The 18,933-nt window shown below is 60.9% G+C and carries 24 protein-coding genes; 7 read left to right on the top strand and 17 right to left on the bottom strand.

The window, feature by feature from the left end; all coding sequences use genetic code 11:
- The first annotated feature begins 350 nt into the window (after window positions 1–350).
- Complete coding sequence (locus H8696_RS00620) at window positions 351–1,415, top strand: branched-chain amino acid aminotransferase (RefSeq protein WP_249314245.1); 1,065 nt, start codon at window positions 351–353, stop codon at window positions 1,413–1,415.
- A gap of 316 nt (window positions 1,416–1,731) precedes the next feature.
- Here the strand turns inward: H8696_RS00620 and H8696_RS00615 are convergent, their stop codons facing one another.
- Window positions 1,732–2,088 (bottom strand): response regulator, encoded by a 357-nt coding sequence (locus H8696_RS00615; RefSeq protein ID WP_249314244.1) that lies wholly within the window; start codon window positions 2,086–2,088, stop codon window positions 1,732–1,734.
- A 40-nt stretch (window positions 2,089–2,128) separates the two neighbouring features.
- A complete protein-coding gene (locus tag H8696_RS00610) occupies window positions 2,129–3,334 on the bottom strand; it encodes an FprA family A-type flavoprotein (protein ID WP_249315950.1) in 1,206 nt (401 codons plus the stop codon).
- A 219-nt stretch (window positions 3,335–3,553) separates the two neighbouring features.
- Between H8696_RS00610 and H8696_RS00605 the strand changes: the two genes are divergently transcribed.
- Together H8696_RS00605 and H8696_RS00600 are read left to right on the top strand one after the other, a co-directional pair.
- Window positions 3,554–4,336: a VanW family protein gene (locus tag H8696_RS00605; protein WP_249314243.1), complete on the top strand. Its 783-nt coding sequence runs from the start codon at window positions 3,554–3,556 to the stop codon at window positions 4,334–4,336.
- Window positions 4,321–5,031 carry a D-alanyl-D-alanine carboxypeptidase family protein gene (locus H8696_RS00600; RefSeq protein ID WP_249314242.1) on the top strand — a complete coding sequence of 237 codons (711 nt, stop codon included), beginning with the start codon at window positions 4,321–4,323 and terminating at the stop codon, window positions 5,029–5,031. The genes H8696_RS00605 and H8696_RS00600 overlap by 16 nt, the downstream gene beginning before the upstream one ends.
- Before the next feature lie 42 nt (window positions 5,032–5,073).
- On the opposite strand, the gene H8696_RS00595 is transcribed toward H8696_RS00600, so the two are convergent.
- The 8 genes from H8696_RS00595 to dnaX form a co-directional block, all read right to left on the bottom strand.
- Complete coding sequence (locus tag H8696_RS00595) at window positions 5,074–5,667, bottom strand: uracil-DNA glycosylase (RefSeq protein ID WP_249314241.1); 594 nt, start codon at window positions 5,665–5,667, stop codon at window positions 5,074–5,076.
- A 10-nt stretch (window positions 5,668–5,677) separates the two neighbouring features.
- Entirely contained in the window at window positions 5,678–6,883 is a 1,206-nt protein-coding gene (locus tag H8696_RS00590) for a hypothetical protein (RefSeq protein ID WP_249314240.1), read from the bottom strand.
- A 3-nt stretch (window positions 6,884–6,886) separates the two neighbouring features.
- The gene (locus H8696_RS00585) at window positions 6,887–7,459 is read right to left on the bottom strand and encodes a uracil-DNA glycosylase (RefSeq protein WP_407926357.1); all 573 of its coding nucleotides are present in this window, start codon (window positions 7,457–7,459) and stop codon (window positions 6,887–6,889) included.
- Between the two features lie 87 nt (window positions 7,460–7,546).
- Window positions 7,547–7,825: a pro-sigmaK processing inhibitor BofA family protein gene (locus H8696_RS00580; RefSeq protein ID WP_249314238.1), complete on the bottom strand. Its 279-nt coding sequence runs from the start codon at window positions 7,823–7,825 to the stop codon at window positions 7,547–7,549.
- Between the two features lie 41 nt (window positions 7,826–7,866).
- Window positions 7,867–8,142, bottom strand: coding sequence for a DUF2508 family protein (locus H8696_RS00575; RefSeq protein ID WP_249314237.1), 276 nt, complete (start codon window positions 8,140–8,142; stop codon window positions 7,867–7,869).
- 72 nt (window positions 8,143–8,214) lie between these two features.
- Entirely contained in the window at window positions 8,215–8,814 is a 600-nt protein-coding gene (gene recR / locus H8696_RS00570) for a recombination mediator RecR (protein ID WP_249314236.1), read from the bottom strand.
- Window positions 8,815–9,156 (bottom strand): YbaB/EbfC family nucleoid-associated protein, encoded by a 342-nt coding sequence (locus H8696_RS00565; protein ID WP_249314235.1) that lies wholly within the window; start codon window positions 9,154–9,156, stop codon window positions 8,815–8,817. It lies immediately after the preceding gene.
- A gap of 40 nt (window positions 9,157–9,196) precedes the next feature.
- Window positions 9,197–10,864: a DNA polymerase III subunit gamma/tau gene (gene dnaX, locus H8696_RS00560; RefSeq protein ID WP_249314234.1), complete on the bottom strand. Its 1,668-nt coding sequence runs from the start codon at window positions 10,862–10,864 to the stop codon at window positions 9,197–9,199.
- 123 nt (window positions 10,865–10,987) lie between these two features.
- Here dnaX and H8696_RS00555 point away from each other — a divergent pair, with 123 nt between their 5' ends.
- From H8696_RS00555 to H8696_RS00545, 3 genes are read left to right on the top strand one after another with little or no spacing between them, the layout of a single operon-like run.
- Window positions 10,988–11,512 (top strand): cob(I)yrinic acid a,c-diamide adenosyltransferase, encoded by a 525-nt coding sequence (locus tag H8696_RS00555; protein ID WP_249314233.1) that lies wholly within the window; start codon window positions 10,988–10,990, stop codon window positions 11,510–11,512.
- Between the two features lie 22 nt (window positions 11,513–11,534).
- Entirely contained in the window at window positions 11,535–11,969 is a 435-nt protein-coding gene (gene rpiB / locus H8696_RS00550) for a ribose 5-phosphate isomerase B (RefSeq protein WP_249314232.1), read from the top strand.
- 2 nt (window positions 11,970–11,971) lie between these two features.
- Window positions 11,972–13,039: an undecaprenyldiphospho-muramoylpentapeptide beta-N-acetylglucosaminyltransferase gene (locus H8696_RS00545; protein WP_249314231.1), complete on the top strand. Its 1,068-nt coding sequence runs from the start codon at window positions 11,972–11,974 to the stop codon at window positions 13,037–13,039.
- Between the two features lie 41 nt (window positions 13,040–13,080).
- Here H8696_RS00545 and H8696_RS00540 read toward each other — a convergent pair whose 3' ends face one another.
- On the bottom strand, window positions 13,081–13,725 hold the full coding sequence (locus H8696_RS00540; RefSeq protein ID WP_249314230.1) for a Crp/Fnr family transcriptional regulator: 645 nt from the start codon (window positions 13,723–13,725) through the stop codon (window positions 13,081–13,083).
- A 92-nt stretch (window positions 13,726–13,817) separates the two neighbouring features.
- Between H8696_RS00540 and H8696_RS00535 the strand changes: the two genes are divergently transcribed.
- Window positions 13,818–14,354 carry an ECF transporter S component gene (locus tag H8696_RS00535; RefSeq protein WP_249314229.1) on the top strand — a complete coding sequence of 179 codons (537 nt, stop codon included), beginning with the start codon at window positions 13,818–13,820 and terminating at the stop codon, window positions 14,352–14,354.
- Here the strand turns inward: H8696_RS00535 and H8696_RS00530 are convergent.
- Genes H8696_RS00530 through H8696_RS00505 form a run of 6 tightly spaced genes read right to left on the bottom strand, consistent with a single transcriptional unit; the run spans window position 14,351 to window position 18,931 of the window.
- A complete protein-coding gene (locus H8696_RS00530; protein WP_249314228.1) occupies window positions 14,351–14,884 on the bottom strand; it encodes a hypothetical protein in 534 nt (177 codons plus the stop codon). The two genes, H8696_RS00535 and H8696_RS00530, sit on opposite strands and share 4 nt — an antisense overlap.
- A complete protein-coding gene (locus H8696_RS00525) occupies window positions 14,881–15,573 on the bottom strand; it encodes an NUDIX domain-containing protein (protein WP_249314227.1) in 693 nt (230 codons plus the stop codon). Before H8696_RS00525 ends, H8696_RS00530 begins: the two co-directional genes overlap by 4 nt.
- A gap of 11 nt (window positions 15,574–15,584) precedes the next feature.
- The gene (locus H8696_RS00520) at window positions 15,585–16,556 is read right to left on the bottom strand and encodes a ComEC/Rec2 family competence protein (RefSeq protein WP_249314226.1); all 972 of its coding nucleotides are present in this window, start codon (window positions 16,554–16,556) and stop codon (window positions 15,585–15,587) included.
- A 58-nt stretch (window positions 16,557–16,614) separates the two neighbouring features.
- Complete coding sequence (locus tag H8696_RS00515) at window positions 16,615–17,316, bottom strand: hypothetical protein (RefSeq protein ID WP_249314225.1); 702 nt, start codon at window positions 17,314–17,316, stop codon at window positions 16,615–16,617.
- A 23-nt stretch (window positions 17,317–17,339) separates the two neighbouring features.
- Window positions 17,340–18,341, bottom strand: coding sequence for a flotillin-like protein FloA (gene floA / locus H8696_RS00510; RefSeq protein ID WP_249314224.1), 1,002 nt, complete (start codon window positions 18,339–18,341; stop codon window positions 17,340–17,342).
- Between the two features lie 23 nt (window positions 18,342–18,364).
- Window positions 18,365–18,931 carry an NfeD family protein gene (locus H8696_RS00505; RefSeq protein WP_249314223.1) on the bottom strand — a complete coding sequence of 189 codons (567 nt, stop codon included), beginning with the start codon at window positions 18,929–18,931 and terminating at the stop codon, window positions 18,365–18,367.
- Between the last annotated feature and the right edge of the window lie 2 nt (window positions 18,932–18,933).

The raw sequence follows: 18,933 nt of genomic DNA, 5'->3' as shown, positions 1-18,933 counted from the left end.
CCCCTTCATTCGCAACTGATTTGTGGCGTCATTATATCAATCCGCCCGCCCTTTGTCAACTCTGAGTCCATGGATCGACAGCTGTCGAATCCTCAGTTTTTTCATAAAATCTTAACTTTATTTAATAAAGGTATTGACAATGTAATATTTCCGTAATATTATAGGGTTGGATGTTGGATCGGATAACGTGTTCGGTTCCCCATCCCATCAATTGATCCGTTTTGGATCTATCCTCCCTCTCCTCCCCCTCCCGCGTACCGCGGCTGAGGGGATTTTTTTGTTTGACAGTGCCTGGGCGGGGGGATAGAATTAAGGAAAAATGTAAGTGAATCAGGCAAGGAGGAAGTATCATGGCCATTCAAAAGACGCTCACCACTGCGCCCAAGCCCAAGCCCACCGATGAATCCAAGCTGGGATTTGGCAAGATCTACTCGGACCACATGTTCAAATGGAACTACAGCGAGGGAGCCTGGCACGATCCGCGCATTGAGCCCTTTGGCCCCATGCTGGTCAGCCCGGCCATGTCCGTGCTCCATTATGGTCAGGAGATTTTCGAGGGCATGAAAGCGTACCGCCGCAAGGATGGCGGCGTCAACCTGTTCCGCCCCTTCAACAACTTTGAGCGGCTCAACCGTTCGGCCGAGCGCATGTGCATCCCCAACTTCCCGGTGGAAACGGCGGTGGAAGGCATCGCCGAGCTGGTGAAGGCGGACAAAGACTGGGTCCCCGGCACGAAGGGCGCCAGCCTGTACCTTCGCCCCAATATCATCGCCACCGATGAGAAGCTGGGCGTAACCACCAGCCAGACCTACCTGTTCTACATCATCGGTTCTCCCTCCGGCCCCTACTACGCCAACGGCCTGGCGCCCACCTCCATCTACGTGGAGGACGAATACGTGCGGGCTGTGCGCGGCGGCACCGGAGCGGCCAAGACCGCCGGCAACTATGCGGGCAGCATCCTGGCCGGCGAGAAGGCCCACAAGGCGGGCTACGACCAGGTGCTGTGGCTGGACGGCGTGGAGATGCGCTATATTGAGGAGGTCGGCTCCTCCAACATCTTCTTCATGATCGATGACGTTCTGGTCACCCCGAAGCTCAACGGCAGCATCCTCAGCGGTATCACCCGGGATTCCACCATTCAGCTGGCCAAGGATATGGGCATCAAGGTGGAGGAGAAGCACATCCTTCTTGAGGAGCTCATCGAGGCCCAGGAAAAGGGCCGGCTCCAGGAGAGCTTTGCCACCGGTACGGCGGCGGTCATCTCTCCCGTGGGCAAGCTGGGCTACAGGGACAAGGAATACCTGATCAACGGCGGCAAAATGGGCGAGGTGGCCAGCCGCATGTATGACACCTTGACGGGCATTCAGTACGGTGAGATCGAGGACCCCCACGGCTGGGTCTATCAGGTCGTCTGATCAAAGCATTTTCACAAATCATCTGCCGGCAGAAGAAAAGGAACCCGGGCAGCCTCAGCTGTCCGGGTTCTTCCTATTCTGAACGCTTTGTCGGTCTATCCGTGCCGCTTTTTACCGCCCTTTCGATAAATTCCAAGACCGATGCAGCCAAGCAGCGAGGCCGCTGTCAGCAGCAGGAAGGGCAGCGGGTCGGCCGTGTTTCCGGTCCGCGGATATTTACTTTTGGCCGCCGTCAACCGTCAGGCCGTCATATTCCCAAACTTTCGCCGTAGAGACGCGGGAACTGCAGCGCTCGATGCTCGCGGGGCCTGCTTTTTCATACTCCGAGACATACATCGGGTACGCCTCTCCGCCGCCCCGATAGACAAAGTTGGAATACAGCCCGGCATCCGTCCCTTGATCTTATCATCGAGTGGTCAAGGCGGGACAAAAAGATCACCGGCGTGCCGGCCTTCTTCCGCACCGTCCGGCACACCGCGTAGCCGTCCATGCCGGGCATCATCACGTCCAGCACCATGCAGACAAAGGACTTTTGTGCCAGCAGCGCCAGCGCCGCTCCACCGCTTTCACAGGCCGCCGTCCCAAATCCCCGCTCGGCAAAGTAGGAGCGCCTCCAATAGCGCCCCGCGCCCAGGCGCGGCTTGCTGAACCTTTGATTGCTGATCCCTGCCACCCTGACACTCCGTTCACTTGGCTCCGGCCGGCATGCCTTTCTACACCGTCAAAGACTGCGTCAGCGCATCCGCCAGTGCCTTCAGCCGGCCCAGTGAGTCCTCCTTCACCGAGGATTTGAGGGTGACCACCGGTTCCAGCACGGACATATCCTTCATTTCCTCCAGCACCGCCCGCATCCTGGCGCCGCTCACCGGCATCCAGGAACCGTTCTCAATGATGCCCACGGTGCGGTTCTGCAGGTTCAGGGCCTTCATATCATGGAGGAGATTCAGCATAGCCGGATAGATCCCGTTGTTGTAGGTGGGCGCCGCAAGCACCAGATGGCTGCAGCGAAACACCTCGCCGATCAGATAGGAAACGTGGGTGCCGGACACATCGTAAACGGCGGTATTTTTAACGCCGCGCTGCGCCAGCTCAGCGGCCAGAATCTGTGCGGCGTTCTCCGTATTGCCGTACATGGAGCCGTACATAACAGCCACGGCCCGCTCCTCAGGCTGATAGAGGCTCCAGCGGTTGTACTTTTCCAAAAGATACGAAATGCTGCTGCGCCAGACGGGGCCGTGAAGGGGGCAGATCATGCGGATCTCCAGGCCGCCCACCTTTTTCAGCGCCGCCTGCACCTGCGGCCCGTACTTGCCCACGATGTTGCCGTAGTAGCGCCGGGCGTCCGCCAGCCAGTCCCGGTCGAAATCCACTTCATCATTGAAGAGATTGCCGCCGAGCGCGCCGAAGCTGCCAAAGGCATCGGCGGAGAAAAGGATTTTCTCCCGGGTATCATAGGTCATCATCACCTCCGGCCAATGCACCATGGGCGCAAAGTAAAAGCGCAGTGTGCGGCTCCCAAGGCTCAGTTCCTCCCCCTCGCTGACGGTGAGGGTGCGCCCTTTGAGCTCCATATCGTAGAACTGGCCGATGAGGGCAAGCGTTTTCACGTTGCCCACCACCTTGAGATTCGGGAAGCGGAGCATCAGCGCCTCGATATTGGCACAGTGGTCCGGCTCCATATGGTTGACCACCAGATAGTCCAGCGGCCGTCCCTCCAGCGTGTGCGTCACGTTGTCCATAAACTGTCCGGTGATGGACGCATCCACTGTGTCCACCAGGGCCGTTTTTTCATCCATGATCAGATAGGCGTTGTAAGCGACGCCCCGGGGCACGGGAAACAGGTTTTCAAACAGGGCCAGCCGCCGGTCGCTGCCGCCCACCCACACCACGGTGTCGGTTATCCTCGTTGTGCAGTGCATTTTCTTCTCCTCTCCGCCGGTTTCCCGGCTGTCCATATTCAAATCACCAGAAGTTAGTCCAGGCTAATATGATCATACAATTAGCTTGCGTAAAAACCAGATGAGAAATACCCGCGCTCTGGCTTTAAGAAATTCGTAAGGTTTTCGTGCCGTTCCCTTAAAAACATGCGCCGTCATCCCTGCTAGAATGAAGCCAGCGATTGAAAAGGAGCGTATTCCATGAGAAAAAGACTGACCCAGCGCTTTCCCTTCCTGCTGCCTCTCCGCCGCTGGCAAAGAAAGTGCTGTTTTTACATAAAGATGTTCTTCGATGGCAACGCCTACGCCAAAACCCGGGCGGCTCCCCTGCCCCATTGCGTCTACAGCGCCCGCCAGGTGATGCTGAACACCGAGAGCGGATTTGACATGACCTACCAAAGAAACAAGGTGGACAACCTCAAGATCGCCGCCGCCACGCTGGATGGGCTGGTGATCGGGCCGGGCGAGGTGTTCTCCTTCTGGCAGGCGGTGCGAAAGGCGAGGGAGAGCGCCTACAAGGACGCGCTGTGCCTCATGGACGGGGAAATCGTGCCCGTGCGGGGCGGCGGCCTGTGCCAGCTGTCCACCCTCATCTGCTGGGTGATGCTCCACGGGCCCTTCGCCATCGTGGAACGCCACGGCCACACGGTGGAGCACTTTCCGCCGCCGGATAAGACGATTCCGGTGGGCGTGGACGCCACCATTCAGGAGGGCTGGCTGGACCTCAAGCTGAAAAACCTGTGGAACACCGCCTATCAGCTTGCCATCACCTTCGATGAAACCCATATCACCGTCGCTCTGCTGAGCGAACTTCCCGAACCGCCCCAGCGGGTGGAGGAGCGGAACGTGTGCCTCTACCGGGACCAGGACAAGCTCTATCGAAGAAGCGATATCTTCCGGGGCGAGGGCGGGGAGCTGCTGTTCACCAGCTGCTGCGAACTGGGCTATGAGCCGGATAAGGAGGAATTATGCGCGTACGTCTAACCGCTGAAATGACCCATCAGGGGACGCTGATCCTGGTGAACCGGGACCATCCCCTGCCCGAAGCCTATGTGGACCTGGTGCCCGCCCTGCCCCGAACCCGGGTCTTCCTGGAACGGCGGGCGGCGGCGGCCTTTCGGCGTCTGCTTGCGGCGGCCGCAGGCAAGGGCGAAATCGTGCCGGTGAGCGGCTATCGCTCCCAAAAGGAGCAGGACAAGATTTACCGGGACTCGCTTCTCACCAACGGTCCCGGCTTCACCGCCCAGTTCGTAGCCCGGCCGGGCGAAAGTGAGCACGCCTCCGGCCTGGCCCTGGATGTGGGACAGAACCTCCCGGTGATCGATCCTCTGTGCCCTCACTTTCCCGGGGAGGGGCCCTGCCTGCGCTTTTCCGAACTGGCGCCCCGCTATGGCTTCACCCTCCGCTATCCCGCCGGCAAGGAGCCCATCACCGCCATCGCCCATGAGCCCTGGCACTTCCGGTATGTGGGTCGGCCCCATGCCGCGATCTTGGCCGAATATGGCTGGACTTTGGAGGAATATGTGGAACATCTCTCCCATGCCGGCGGACTGGTTCACCGCCAGGACGGCCGGGTCTATGAGATCACCCGTCTCGCCCCCGGCGTGTACGACCTTCCCGCCAAAACGGCGCTGTCCGGTGATAACGCCGGCGGCTTCATCCTCACCCGCGCTCTGTGACGCACAAAGGACCCGGCCTAAAGCCGGGTCCTTTTTTGTTATCTAGTCCAATACTTGGTCCAGCGCCCTTCGCAGCGCCCGCAGGTCCTCCATGTACGTTTCAGCCAGGGAGCGGTTGTAGATCACGCTGGCCGGATGATACAGGGCGAAAAGCTCCACCGGCGCACCGGGCATCATGGCGCCGTGAAGCGTTCCGATGGTGGCCTTGGGGTTCCCCGATACGGCCCTTAAGGCCACGTTGCCCAACGTCACCACCACCTTCGGCGCCACGATCCGCATCTCCTCCCGGAGGAAGGGCAGGCAAAGGGCGATCTCCTCCCGGCTTGGCGGACGGTTGGACACTCGGGCCGTCTTTTCGTTCACCCGGGTGGGCCGGAACTTCACCGTATTGGTGATATACAGTCTGTCCCGGCTGAGGCCGGTCTCGTGAAGGAAGCTGTCCAGATTCTTTCCTGCCTTGCCCACAAAGGGCCGTTTCTGCATGGTCTCCTGTTCCCCCGGCGCCTCGCCCACCAGCATCACCGGGCTGTCCAGGCCGCCTTCTCCCATGACCAGAATTTTGCCGTTCTCATACACCGTGTTCACGGTGGTTTCAAACTTCTTTACGGCGGACTTCATCTCCCGCTCCTTGTTCATCGGCTACCTCCTAAAATATCAGCGTACGATAACAGTATAACCCGTTCACGAACAAAAGTAACACCGCCGATGCCGCAAGAAGCACCGTTCTCGTGCGGCCCTCCAGCCTCCCGAGAGCCATGGGCATGGCGAAGGCCGGCAGCATGTACCGAAGGCCGGAAAGCAGGAAGGACGGTGAATAGGCCACCCAAAGGATAGCTGCGGAGAAGATCACATAGGTGGGCCGCACCTTTTTCACCGCCGCCAGGACCACCAGCCCCGCGAACAGGAAGAATCCCACCGTCTCCGGTATCCAGATCATGAAATCCTCGGCCGTGGCCAGATCTTTGCCGTATTCAAAGCATTCCCCCACCACATGCCAGAAGGGCTGGAAGGTGTGGCTCCACTTGTCCTGCTGCACATCCAAAAAGTGAAGGGGGTCGCCAAAGAGCACGGTGTTAAAGCCAAGGTAGAGCACAAAACCGCCCACCACCCACAGTGCGGACAAAGCGATCCGAAGGGCGCGCTTTTTATCCCCCTGACAGAACATATACAGCGCTTCCGCCGCGAAAAGCGCCGCCACCACCACGCCCTGGTTTTTTGTCAGCGCGGCCAGCATGCCCAGCACCCCCGCCCAGCCGTATCTGCCCCGGCGCAGCAGATAGCAGATTCCAAGAATCATCGCCACAAACAGCCCCTCGGAAAAAGGCAGTGCAAAAAAGAAGGAGAAGGGCACGCACACAAAAAAGAGGGTCTGCCAAAGGCTCCTTTCCCCCTCCATGCGGATGAGCCGGTCAAAGAGCACGCAGCTGGCCATGTAGGCCAGGTTGGAGACCAGCATGGCCGACCAGAAGGTGTCCCCCAGCGTAAAGACGGAGAAGGCCCGGACCACCATGGGATAGAAGGGGTAAAAAGCGATGCGCACGGCTCCGTCCCCCACGATGGGATAGCCGTCCCGGGCCAGCTCAATGTAGTGGGTGGCGTCCCAGATGCTGAAGATGTTCCGAAGACTGTCCGGCTCCACCAAAAGGCAGTAGGTCAGCGCGCCCAGAACGAGCAGAAGAAGCCGGGTCCCCAGCGCCAGCAGGGCCACCCGGCCATCCCGCTTTGAAAAGGCCATGGCGGGTTCCTCCAGCGGCAGCTCGGCGGGCTTTTTCAGCCACATCACGCCGTAGGCCGCGGTCACGCCCACCACAAGGCCCCCCGCCAAGAGGGCCAAAATCTCAATGATCTGCATCAATCAACCTCGAAACAAAGGCTCGTCCATATCCCGGAGCATGTCCCGAATGGATTTGAAGTCCTTCCAGGAATCCTTCTTCCATTCCGGGTTCCGGAGCAGGGCGGCGGGATGATAGGTGGGCATGAAGAAATAGTTCTTCCGCACCACCCACTCGCCCCGGTCCCGGGAGATCCGAAGATCGGGGGAGATGAGATGGCGGGCCGCCACCGACCCAAGACACACGATGACCCGGGGCTGGATCAGCGCCACCTGCTGCCGCAAAAAGGGGAGACAGGCCGCCGCCTCCTCATCGGTGGGATTGCGGTTGCCCGGCGGGCGGCACTTGACCACATTGGCAACGTAGACGTCCTGACGCCTGACGCCGATGGCCTCGATCATCTTGTCGAGCAGTTTGCCGGCCGGACCCACGAAGGGCAGCCCCTGCCTGTCCTCCTCGGCGCCGGGGCCCTCGCCCACGAACATGAGCGGGCTGTGGACGTCGCCGCCGCCGGGCACCACATGGGTGCGGGTTCTGCACAGCCCGCAGGCTTCGCACCTCTCCACGTCCTCCATCAGCTGTTTCCAGGATACCAGCATGTCCATCCCTCCGGGTCATTTTTACCCATTATACCATAACTTGACCGGGTATAAAAAAACGCGGAAATAAATCCGCGTTATTTTTCAGATGTTCAGAATAGGTCCCAGCAGCAAAAGCAGTATCACGCCGGGGATGCCCAGAAACCCCGCAATGAGGGCCGTGATGGGATTGATCACGATGCTGAAGCCGTACTGGTTGCCGATCAGGTTGATCAGCCATAGAAGCACGCCGCCGGCCACCCCGTTCAGGATAAATTTCAAGATGAACCGAGCCGGCTTTACAAAGATCTTGCCCAGGATGTAGAGCAAAACAAGGCCGCCCGCAAAGGCGAGCACCACACCCCAGTCCACGTTCAGGCCCATGCTTATCCCCCCTCAATCCAATTTATGATGAAGGGACAAAATTATGCCTGCTGACTTCCCGCGCTGACCGCCTCTGCGGCCGGCGCCTCGGGTACGGCAAGAGGTACGGCCTTGCCCGCCTCATCCTTTCGCACCTGGCCCAGCATATACATATACTTTCTGCGCGCCGCTTCCAGGTCGTAAATCGCAAAATCCACCAGCTCGGGGTCCTTCACCGTTTCAAAATAGTTCATGGCCGCCTGCCAGTCGGCCCAGGCCTCATAAACCAGTTCGCGGTAGGAGGTTTCCTCCCGCGCTTCCCGTTCCCACCATTTCATCCGATTCAAACCTCCTTTGGAATGATGTTCTTAGTCTATCCAAAGAAGGCCTATTTAAACCTACACGGCGATTTACAGTTCCCGCCTTCCGCGGAAGGCCTGGTTCAGCGTCAGCTCATCCGTGTACTCCAGTTCGCCGCCCACCGGCACGCCGTGGGCAATGCGGGTCACCTTCACCCCGAGAGGCCTCAAAAGCTGGCCGATATAGGCGGCGGTGGCCTCCCCCTCCACATCGGGATCGGTGGCCAGCACCACTTCCTTGATCTCGCCGTCCTTCAGGCGGTCCATCAGCTCACCGAAACGAAGGCTGTCCGGGCCAATCCCTTCCATGGGCGAGAGGACGCCGCCCAGCACGTGATAGAGCCCGTTGTAGTCCCGGGCCCGTTCCATGGCCACCACGTCCCGCATATTCTCCACCACCAGCAGGATATCCCGGCGGCGGCGGGGGTCCTCGCACAGCGCACAGGGCATGCCCACCTCGGACAGGGCCCCGCATACGGGACAGGGTGCCGTCTTCTTTTTAGCGTTATAGATGCTCTCCGCAAGCTCCCGGACCCAGGCCTCGTCCTGGGCCACCACATGGTAGGCCAGGCGCTGGGCGGTTTTGCTGCCGATGCCGGGAAGCCTGGAAAGGGCGTTGACCAGCCGTTCCAGCGGCGCAATGGCCGCCATTTAAAACATGCCGGGCAGGTTCATGCCGCCGGTGACCTTGCCCATCTCCTGCTGGCTCTTCTCGTCCACCTGGCGCATGGCTTCGTTCACAGCCGCGATCACCAGGTCCTGGAGCATTTCCACATCGTCGGGATCCACGGCCTCAGGATTGATTTCGAGGGCTTTGAGCTCCTTCTTGCCGCTCACCGTGGCGGTGACCATCCCGCCGCCGGCGGAAGCGCTGACCTCCAGGTTCTCCAGTTCCTCCGTCACCCGGGCCATCTCCTGCTGCATCTTCTGAGCCTGGCGGATCATCTGCTGCATGTTTGCGCCGCCGCCAAAGCCCTGGAATTTCTTTGCCATCGTCTGCCTCCTTCAATTTCCTGCCTATCCTATTCGATCTTTAAGAGGGATTTTCCTCTCTTTCCGTCATCTCCCCAAAAAAGGCCTGGGCGGCGGGAAAGAGAGGTTCGTCCGCCGGTTTCAGCCTGCGGCTTCGAATCTTCCAGCCTTCCCCCAGCGCCCGGGCGGCCACCTCATCCAGGTAATCCCGATTGTTGGCCTTCTCCATTTGGCCCTGGTAGAGCTGGTTGGCCGGCGAAGCCTCAAAGCCCACAAAGAGCACCTGGTCCTGGACCTCCTGGGCGACGCCGCTCTTGATGAGCGTATAAAGGGCGATCCGCTCCCGCTTGACCACCTTCAGCACCTTCTGCCAGGCCGCCGCCGCATCCCCGCTGAAATGCCCCGCCGGTGCGCCGGCCGGTTCCGGCCCGGGCTCGGGCGGAGAGCTCTCAGGCGCCTCGGAGGGCTGGGCGGGCGGCGCTGCGGGCAATGTTTCAGGCGCCGCTTCAGACATCTCCCAAGGCGGGCTGTCAGCCGCCGGGGCCGCCGCAGGCGGAAGGTCCGCCCTCGGCCCCGGCACTCCTTCCGCCACCCGGCGCTCCAGCTTCTCCAGCCTTGCCATAAGGGCCGCCCGCTCATCCGTCTCCGGACGGGCCGCCTCCATCAGGGCCAGCTCCAGAATGTAGCGGCCCTGGTCGCTCCACTTCATCTCGCTCTCCACTTTGGCCAGACGGCTGGCGGCATAGAACAGCTCGTCCCTGCCGTACTTTGCGGCAAGCCCGCCCATCCTTTCCAGCTCCTCCGGGGAAGCGTCCACCACATCCGCCGGATTTTTTACCGACCGGATTGCGAGAAGATCCCGAAAGTACCCGGCCAGCGCCGCGGCAAAGACCGCGAGGTCCTGACCCCGGGTGTAAACCTCCCGCACGCCCTCCAAAATGGCGGAGGAGTCCCCCTCCAGCACGGCTTCGGCCATCTCGGCCATCCGCTCCTCCTCGGGCATGCCCAAAATATCCCGCACCGTGGCTTCGGTGATGCGCTCCCCATAGGAAAGCGCCATATCGGCGATGGACAGGGCGTCCCGCGCCCCGCCCTTGGCCATGCGGGCGATGAGCATGAGCGCCTTCTCATCGGCATTGCCGCCGGCTCTGCCCACCACATCCCGGAGAAGCCCCGTGAGGGTGGCCGTATCCAGGCGGCGGAAGTCAAAGCGCTGGCATCTTGAGAGCACCGTGGCCGGAAGACGGGAGGGCTCGGTGGTGGCCAGAATGAACACCACATGGGCGGGCGGCTCCTCCAGCGTCTTTAAAAGGGCGTTGAAGGCGCCGGTCGAGAGCATGTGCACCTCGTCGATGATATAAACCTTGTAGCGGCCGTAGGCCGGCGGATACTTGACCTTCTCCCGGAGATCCCGGATCTCCTCCACGCCGTTGTTGGAGGCGGCGTCGATCTCCAGAATATCGATGAATCCCTCGTCCCCGCTTCTCTCGCACACACCGCAGTGTCCGCAGGGCGCCTCTTCAGGATGCTCGCAATTCACCGCACGGGCCAGGATCTTGGCGGCCGACGTTTTGCCCGTGCCCCGGCTGCCACAAAAAAGATAGGCGTGGGCGATCCTTCCGGAGGCCACCTGATTTTTCAGCGTGGCCACCACGGCCTCCTGCCCCACCATATCCTCAAACCGTGCCGGACGATAGGCCCGGTACAACGCGGTATACGCCACGATCATTCCCCCTTTCCTTTGATTATAAAAAAGCCTGACCGGGAAGGCAAGCTTTTATCCCTTGCCGTTCAGGGAAAACTATACTACAATGTTGTTGCGAACTTGGCGGAAATGGAGGCAGAAGCGGCTATGGAGGGCAAAATACACCTGTATTTCGGTGAGGGAAAAGGTAAAACCACCGCCGCTTTCGGTCTGGCCGTCCGGGCCCTCGGGCGGGACATGACGGTTTCCATCTGCCAATTTTTGAAGGGTACGCCCTCGGGAGAGGCGCTTTTTATGAAGAATGCGCCCCGCTGCACCCTGCTTCGGGACGAGAGCACCCAAAAGTTCGTCTTTCAAATGAATGAGGATGAGCGGACCGCCTACACGGCCTCTCAGCGGGTCCTTTGGGAACGGGCCGTTTCCGTCATGAAGGCGGACGGCGCGGATCTTTTGATCCTGGATGAAGCGCTGGGCGCTTTGGAGCTGGGCATTCTTTCGGAGAACGAGGTGGTTTCGGCTCTTGCGGACAGGCTCCCGGGCCTCGAAGTGGTGCTCACCGGCCGAAAGCCCACGCCGCAGCTCCTAAAAATCGCTGACTACGCCTCCAGGGTGGAATGCGTGAAACATCCTTTTGACAAGGGCACCCCCGCCCGAAAGGGCATCGAGTTTTAAAAATTTTGGAGGAGATTGATCCATGAAACTGATTTTCGCGTCCGATTCCGCGGGCACCGATCTAAAGAAAGCCATCTATGAATATCTTATGGGAAAGGGCTATGCGCTCACCGATGCCGGTGAATTCAAGGATTATCCCGACGCGGCCCGAAAGGCCGCCCATGCCGTTGCGGACGGCGAGGCCAGGTTTGGATTCCTGTTTTGTGGCACGGGCATCGGCATGTCCATGGCGGCCAACAAGGTGCGGGGCGTCCGGGCGGCGGTGTGCACCGAGCCCTACAGTGCCAAAATGACCCGGATGCACAACGACGCCAACGTTCTTTGCCTGGGCGGCCGGGTGCTGGGCACGGAGCTGGCCAAGCTCATCGTGGACGCATTCCTGGACGCCGGCTACGAGGGCGGACGGCATCAGCGGCGGGTGGATCTCATCTGCGACATCGAGAAACAGGGTAGGTAAGCATGAAGCGAATTGTATTGACGGGCGGCGGTTCGGCGGGCCACGTGACCCCCAATCTGGCCCTTGTGCCGGGACTTCTTGAAAGGGGCTACGAGGTCCACTACATCGGTTCCGTGGACGGCGTGGAGCGCTCCCTCCTGGCCGACGAACCGGATATCCTCTACCATCCCATTGCCTCGGGCAAACTGCGCCGCTACAAATCTCTCAAAAATCTGTCCGATCCCTTCCGGGTGATTCAGGGCCTCGGGCAGGCCCGCAGGCTCCTAAAGGAGCTTCGGCCCCACGTGGTCTTTTCCAAGGGCGGCTACGTGGCGGTCCCGGTGGTGCTGGCGGCCGCCAGCCGCAAGGTGCCCATCGTGGCCCATGAATCGGACTACACGCCCGGGCTTGCCAACAAGATCGCCCAGCCCTACGCCAAGGTGCTGTGCACCACCTTCCCGGAAACGGCGGAAGGCCGGGAAAACGCGGTCTACACCGGGGCGCTGCTTCGGGAGAAGGTCTTCTCCGGGAACCGGCGCCGCGGTCTTGAGCTTCTTGGTTTTAACGGTCAAAAGCCGGTCATGCTGGTGATGGGCGGATCCCTCGGGGCCCAGGCCATCAACGAGGCGGTGTGGGAGAGCTTCAAGCGGCTCAAAATCCGTTTTGATGTGGTTCACCTGTGCGGCAGGGGCCACCTCAATCCTCAGATGGAGGGGGAGGCGGGCTATCGGCAGCTGGAGTACGCCGATGAAAGCCTGCCCGATCTTTTCGCGGCGGCGGACCTTTTCGTGTCCCGGGCGGGCTCCAACAGCATCTTTGAGCTGCTCGCCCTGCAAAAGCCGAACCTGCTCATTCCGCTGCCCCTTTCGGCCAGCCGCGGCGATCAGCTCCTGAACGCCCGCTCCTTTGAAAAGCGAGGCTTCTCCAAGGTACTGCCCCAGGAGGAGCTCGATGAGGACACCCTTTACACGGCCACGGCGGACCTCTTCGAGAACCGCGGAAAGTACATTGAGGCCATGCGCCGGGAAGGCTACCGCAACGCTCTTTCCAGCGTTCTGGACATCATCGATAAAAACGCTCTGCCCGAATAAATCCGAAAAGGACGGTGCGGCTCCTCGCTGCACCGTCTTTTTTACAGCAATTCAAAGTCATTTCTATGATATTTAATCATACCATCCTTGGCCATGCGGGACAGTTCCCGGGACAGGGCGCTTCGGTCCACGTTCAGATATTCGGCCATGGCGTTGCGGTTCAGCGGCAGGGTGAATTTTCTCCCCCGCTCCCCGGCCATGCGCGTCAGATAGGCCATGATTTTCTCCCGCAGGGTGGGCCGAAGCAGGCAGTCAATCCTCTCGTGAAGCACCAGCCCCTTTTCCGCCACAGCCCTGATATAGTTTCTCAACAGCTGTTCGTGGCTCCGGCAGGCCTTTTCGCAGCGGCTGAGCAGCCGCTCGCAGGCGATCCACACCGCCGATGCATCCTCCTCGGCCACCACGGTCACCGGACTGCGCCGGCCGCCGCTGGCGGCCAGCATGACGCCCAGCTCGCTTCCCCGTTCCAGCAAGGTTAAAATGATGAGCCGGCCCGACGGATCCCATTTCACCGCCCGTGCACGGCCGGAAAGAAGAACCCCGAATTCCGCGGGTTCATCGCCTTCGGTGATGATGAATTCGCCCTTGCCGTAATGGGCGGTTCGGGCTCCCAGGCACTGAAGAAGTTCCCGGCATGCCCCCTCCTCCAGTCCCGCAAATAGCCCGGCCCTTTGCAGTTTCCCCATGGAACGCTCCTTTCCGTTGCCGCGGCAACAAGAATATCCCGCCCCTTCGATTATAATGGTACACACAATCGAAATTAAAGGAGTGTATCCCCATGAAAAATCAAAGCCGAATCCGCTGGATCACCCGCACCGCCGTATTTCTCGCCCTGCTGGTGGTGCTTCAGGCCCTGACCGCATCCTTTGGAAACACCCTTGTCACCGGATCGGTGGTCAATCTGCTGCTCATCGTTTCGGTGATGGTCTGCGGACCCGCCTCCGGTCTGTCCGTCGCCGTGCTCTCGCCCATCCTGGCCAAGCTTTTGGGAATCGGGCCCTTTTGGAGCCTCATACCCTTCATCATCGCAGGCAACGTTGTGCTGGTCCTCCTTTGGCATTTCCTCGGCCGGCTGAGCGGCGCCAGAGGGCCCATTCTGGCCACCGCTGCCGCCGCCTGCGCCAAATTCCTCGTGCTGTACGGGGGCATCGTGAAGGTGGCCATTCCCTTCCTGCTTCAGCTGAACGGACAGCAGGCCGCAGCGGTCTCCCACATGTTTTCCCTTCCCCAGCTGGCCACGGCCCTCATCGGCGGCGCGGCGGCCAGTTTGATCCTTCCCCTGCTGCAAAGGGCGCTGGCCGGGAAACAGGGCTAGGGCAGGGTGCGGAGCGGCTGGGCGTCCCGCCCTTCCTCGAAGGGATCATACCCGCCATTGCCATAGTCCTCATAGATCAGAACATCCTTGCCCATGGTCAGGAAATTCTGATAGGCATGGTAGTTCACCGTCACCTCAAGAAAGCTGTTCACCACCGCCACCATCCGGGCGCCGTCACGGTCCATGACATGCTCGGGCTTTATGGAAAACACGAGGCCCAAAAGCCCCGCTCTCCCTGCAAAAATCATCATCCAGAGCAGGCCTGCCGCCGCCAGCGGTCCAACGATGCGCTGCACGGTCCGCCAGCCGCCCCTGCCCAGGGGCTCAAGGACGAGTTTCACCGTGAGAACGATGAGCATGACCAAAAAAACGCATCCCAAAAGCACCCCAAGGCCGATCACCGCCGTGCTCACCCAGGGGCGGAACGCGGAACCTCCAAGGCCCAGCAGCGCCTGGCCGCCAAAATAAAGGACGGCAAGGCAGGCCAAAGCAGTGCCGGTCCAAAAGGCCCGCTTCCCCCACTTCCTCAAGGACGGCCCCTCAGGATCTCCCGCATGCGCTTTACGTCCTCGCTGGTGTAGTCATCGGGCAGCGCCTCCATCACGCCCACGCCGTAGGAGGCTTCCCGAAGAGCCAGCATGGCCTGGATCAGGATAAGCCCGTGATCGGCGCCGAAGCCGCTCTTACCCCCCTGCACCAGCCGCCTGTGGATACCGTTATGGACCGGTCTTTCCTGCCATACGGCGCTGGCCTTCACCGGGCCTTCCTTCGTATGGGCAACCACCCGGTAGCCCGCGGTCAGCTCCACCAGTCCCACCGGCACGAACATGGCCGCCGCGGCGTCATCGCCGGGCGCAACCCGGCATCCCTCCGGGACCACCGCCCAGAAAGCGCCGGTCACAATCCGGCCCCGGGGGTCCCGATGCACGCTGTCGAACCAGCCCAGAGGATGAAGCGCCGCGTCCGTGACGCCCGTCTCCTCCACCAGCTCCCGTGCCGCCGCTTCCTCCAGCGTCTCATCCATATTCATGAAGCCTCCGGGCAGCGCCCATTCCCCCAGAAAGGGGTGGTTGCCCCGCTTGATGATAAGAACCGTCAGCCGCTCATTCCTGGGCATGAACACCACCATATCCACGGTGATGCTGGGCTGATCATATTTCTTAGGATCATAGGCCGCCAGAAATTCTTCCAGCGTCCGTCCTTCGCGGTCTCTAATCATGTCCATTCCTCCTAAGCTGCCGGTTCCAGCTCGTTTTCATTTGCCTGTTCCTCCACATAGACCCTGTAGGTTTCACCATCGGTCTCCACCATCATGCTGCCCATGAGATCGGTGCGGTACACCGCCACCTTCCGGCCCATCAAGGCGTCCAGAACCTCCTCATGGGGATGCCCATAGCTGTTCCCCGCTCCCAGGGAGATGAGCGCCACCTCCGGTCCCACGGCGTCAAGAAGCTCGGGAAAGGTGGAGGTGCTGCTCCCGTGGTGCCCCACCTTGAGCACCTGGCATAGGAGGCTCTTTCGATTCGCGCTGTCCAGAATATCCTTCAGGGCCTTCCTTTCCGCATCCCCAGTGAGGAGCATGCCGAAGCCGCCATACCTCGCCGTCATCACCAGACTCACATCGTTGGTGGACTCGTAATCCTGGTGCACGGGCCCCAGCACGGTGATCTCCGCTCCGCCCAGGGGCCTTACTTCGCCCACCTGCGGCATGCGCCGGGGGATTCCCCTGGCGTTTGCCGCCTCCAGCACCTCTTTGTAGGTCTTGCTGTCGCTCACCCGGTCCGGCATCCACATCTCGTCCACCGGGAAGTTTTCCAGCACCGTGTCCAGCCCGCCGATGTGGTCCTCATGGGGATGGGTGCCCACCGCCAGATTCAGCCGCGTCACGCCGTTCCTCCCGAGATAATCGCAAACCGTGCCGCCCGATTCGTTGGTGCCGGCGTCCACCAGCATCACCTCGCCCTTCGAGGCCACCATAAGGCTGTCGCCCTGGCCCACGTCCAGCATGTGCACGCTCATCCCCTTCTCCCCCAGCCGGTCCGCGTCGTCGGGGAAGGCGGAGGCGCTCACCGCTTTTTCGCTCCACCAGCCCAGACCCGCGCCCACCAAAAACACCGCCGCCGCCAGCAGAATCACCGCAAAAGCCGCGGTAGCGGACATGGACAGATTCTTTTTTTGTTTTCTCCCTCGCCGATTGCTCAAACGAATCCCTCCAATAAAAAAACCGAAGCGGGGCGACGCCTCCCTCCGGTTTTTTTCTCTAAGCTCTTCTGCCCATCCGCCGAGATCTGGGCTCACCCAAAATTTCCGACCAGACCACGGCCCGTCTCAGATCCTCGGTATCCCAGTCCGTGAGGGACCGCCGCTGACGCAGCGCACTTTCCACCTTCTGTTCCACCTTGGAGGAAACCGCCGCCGTCTGAGTCTTCAAGGCTTCCTCCCGGCGGTGCTTGGCGGCCAACCGCCGCTTCAGCTCCACCTGGGCGTCCTTGGAGGTCCCTTCCGTCTCCCCGGCGTTCTTCATCGTCTCCAGGATCTCCGCCCGCTTGTACTCCCGCCGCTGTTCCTCCGCGGAGGCCATGCGGTGCCGCATGGGCTGCTGAGGAATGGTGGCGGCAGCCTGGGGAATGGTTCCCGGGCCCTGAGGTACCGACGCTGGCATGGAGCCGCCCATCGTGCCCGTCGGCACCCGGCCCAGATGCTCGTCATCGGGCATCATGACCGGATCATCCGGCGAGAGGCTCCCTCCCATGTCCACGGGACGGGGTCCCATGGGCGGATAGGGGTTCGGCTTTGCATTTGCCGCCTTCGGCGGATAGGGATTGGCCGGCCTCCGCACGGGCCGCTTTTGGGCTTCCTTTTGGGCCTCCTGCGCCTTCTTCGCCGCTTTCTTGTTGGCAGAGGAAACCAGGCCCACGATGGCAATGATCGCAAATACGACTAGCGAGCCGATATCATCCATGGTTATCCTCCTTCACAGCTTCATCAGCGGGTGGGCCGGGCAGAATCGTCCTTGGGCGGCGTCTTGCCGCTGTTGGCAATGGTATCCCGCATGTTGGTGTCCGCCACCACATTTTGCATGTTGTAGTAATCCATCACGCCCAGCCGTCCATTGCGGAAAGCTTCCGCCATAGCCCGGGGCACTTCCGCCTCGGCTTCCACAACCTTGGCGCGCATCTCCTGAACCGCCGCCTGCATTTCCTGCTCCCGGGCAACGGCCATGGCGCGGCGCTCTTCGGCTTTCGCCTGGGCGATGCGCTTATCGGCCTCCGCCTGGTCCATCTGCAGCTGGGCGCCAATGTTGCGGCCCACGTCCACGTCGGCGATATCGATGGAGAGGATTTCAAAGGCGGTGCCCGCATCCAGACCCTTGGCCAGCACGGTGCGGGAGATGAGGTCAGGATTCTCCAGCACGGCCTTGTGGCTGGCTGCCGAACCCACGGTGGTGACGATGCCCTCGCCCACACGGGCGATGACCGTTTCCTCGCCGGCGCCGCCCACCAGGCGGTCGATGTTGGCCCGCACGGTGACCCGCGCCTTCGCTCTCAGCTCGATGCCGTCCTTGGCGATGGCAGCAACCACGGGGGTCTCAATGACTCGGGGATTAACGCTCATCTGCACGGCCTGCAGCACGTCGCGGCCCGCAAGGTCGATGGCGGCCGCCCGCTCGAACACTAGGGGAATGTCGGCGCGCTGGGCCGCGATCAGGGCATTGATCACCCGGTCCACATTGCCGCCGGCCAGGTAATGGGCCTCCAGTTTGTTGATGGCCACGTCAAGACCGGCCTTTACCGCCTTGATCATGGGATTGACGATGCGGGAAGGCACCACACGGCGGATACGCATACCCACCAGCGTGAACAGGCCCACCCGGACACCGGCCGCAATGGCGGAAATCCACAGCCCGATCGGAATGAACGTAAAGAACAGGATCAGGAACAGGATGACCAGTACGACAATGATACCCGTCAGAATCAATGGATCCATGTCTACACCCCTTTAAACAATATTCAAACGGAATCCCCGTTTGGTTCGGTTGACTTTGATGCCTCGGCCTCCCGGCCGGCATCCTTCACGGGCTTGACCAAAACGCGGCGGCCTTCCACCGACGCGACCCGGACCTTCTGCCCCTTGAGAATATATTCTCCGTCGCTGACCACATCCATGCGCATGCCGTCAAAATCGGCGGCGCCGGCGGGCCGGAGATCGGTCAGGGCCTCGCCCTCCTGGCCCAGCAGATCCTTCAGATCCTCCACCGCAATATAGCCTTCCTCCTTGCTGGTGGAGCTGTTAAGAATGATGGGCAGTTTCTTAAAATTGCCCTTGGACATGAACTGGAGAATGATCACCAGCGCGATGCCGAGAACGAGCGCAATGATGAGGGTCAGAATGAGGCCCTCGGTAACGTTGCGGGCGGCCAGGAAAATACCAAGCAGGAGCAGCGCGCCTCCGGTGATCCCGAAAAAGCCGAAGCCCGGCACGAACATCTCGATGATCACAAAGACCAGTCCAAGGCCCAGGCAAACGATGGCCCCCCAGCTCAAAGACATGAAAAAACTAGCTACCGCAGCATCCATTA

This window comes from Gehongia tenuis, from assembly GCF_014384795.1.
In the GTDB taxonomy this organism is placed as follows: domain Bacteria; phylum Bacillota; class Clostridia; order Christensenellales; family NSJ-53; genus Gehongia; species Gehongia tenuis.
The sequence above is the reverse complement of the archived record's forward strand: the minus strand, read 5'-3'. Positions and strand labels throughout refer to the sequence as shown.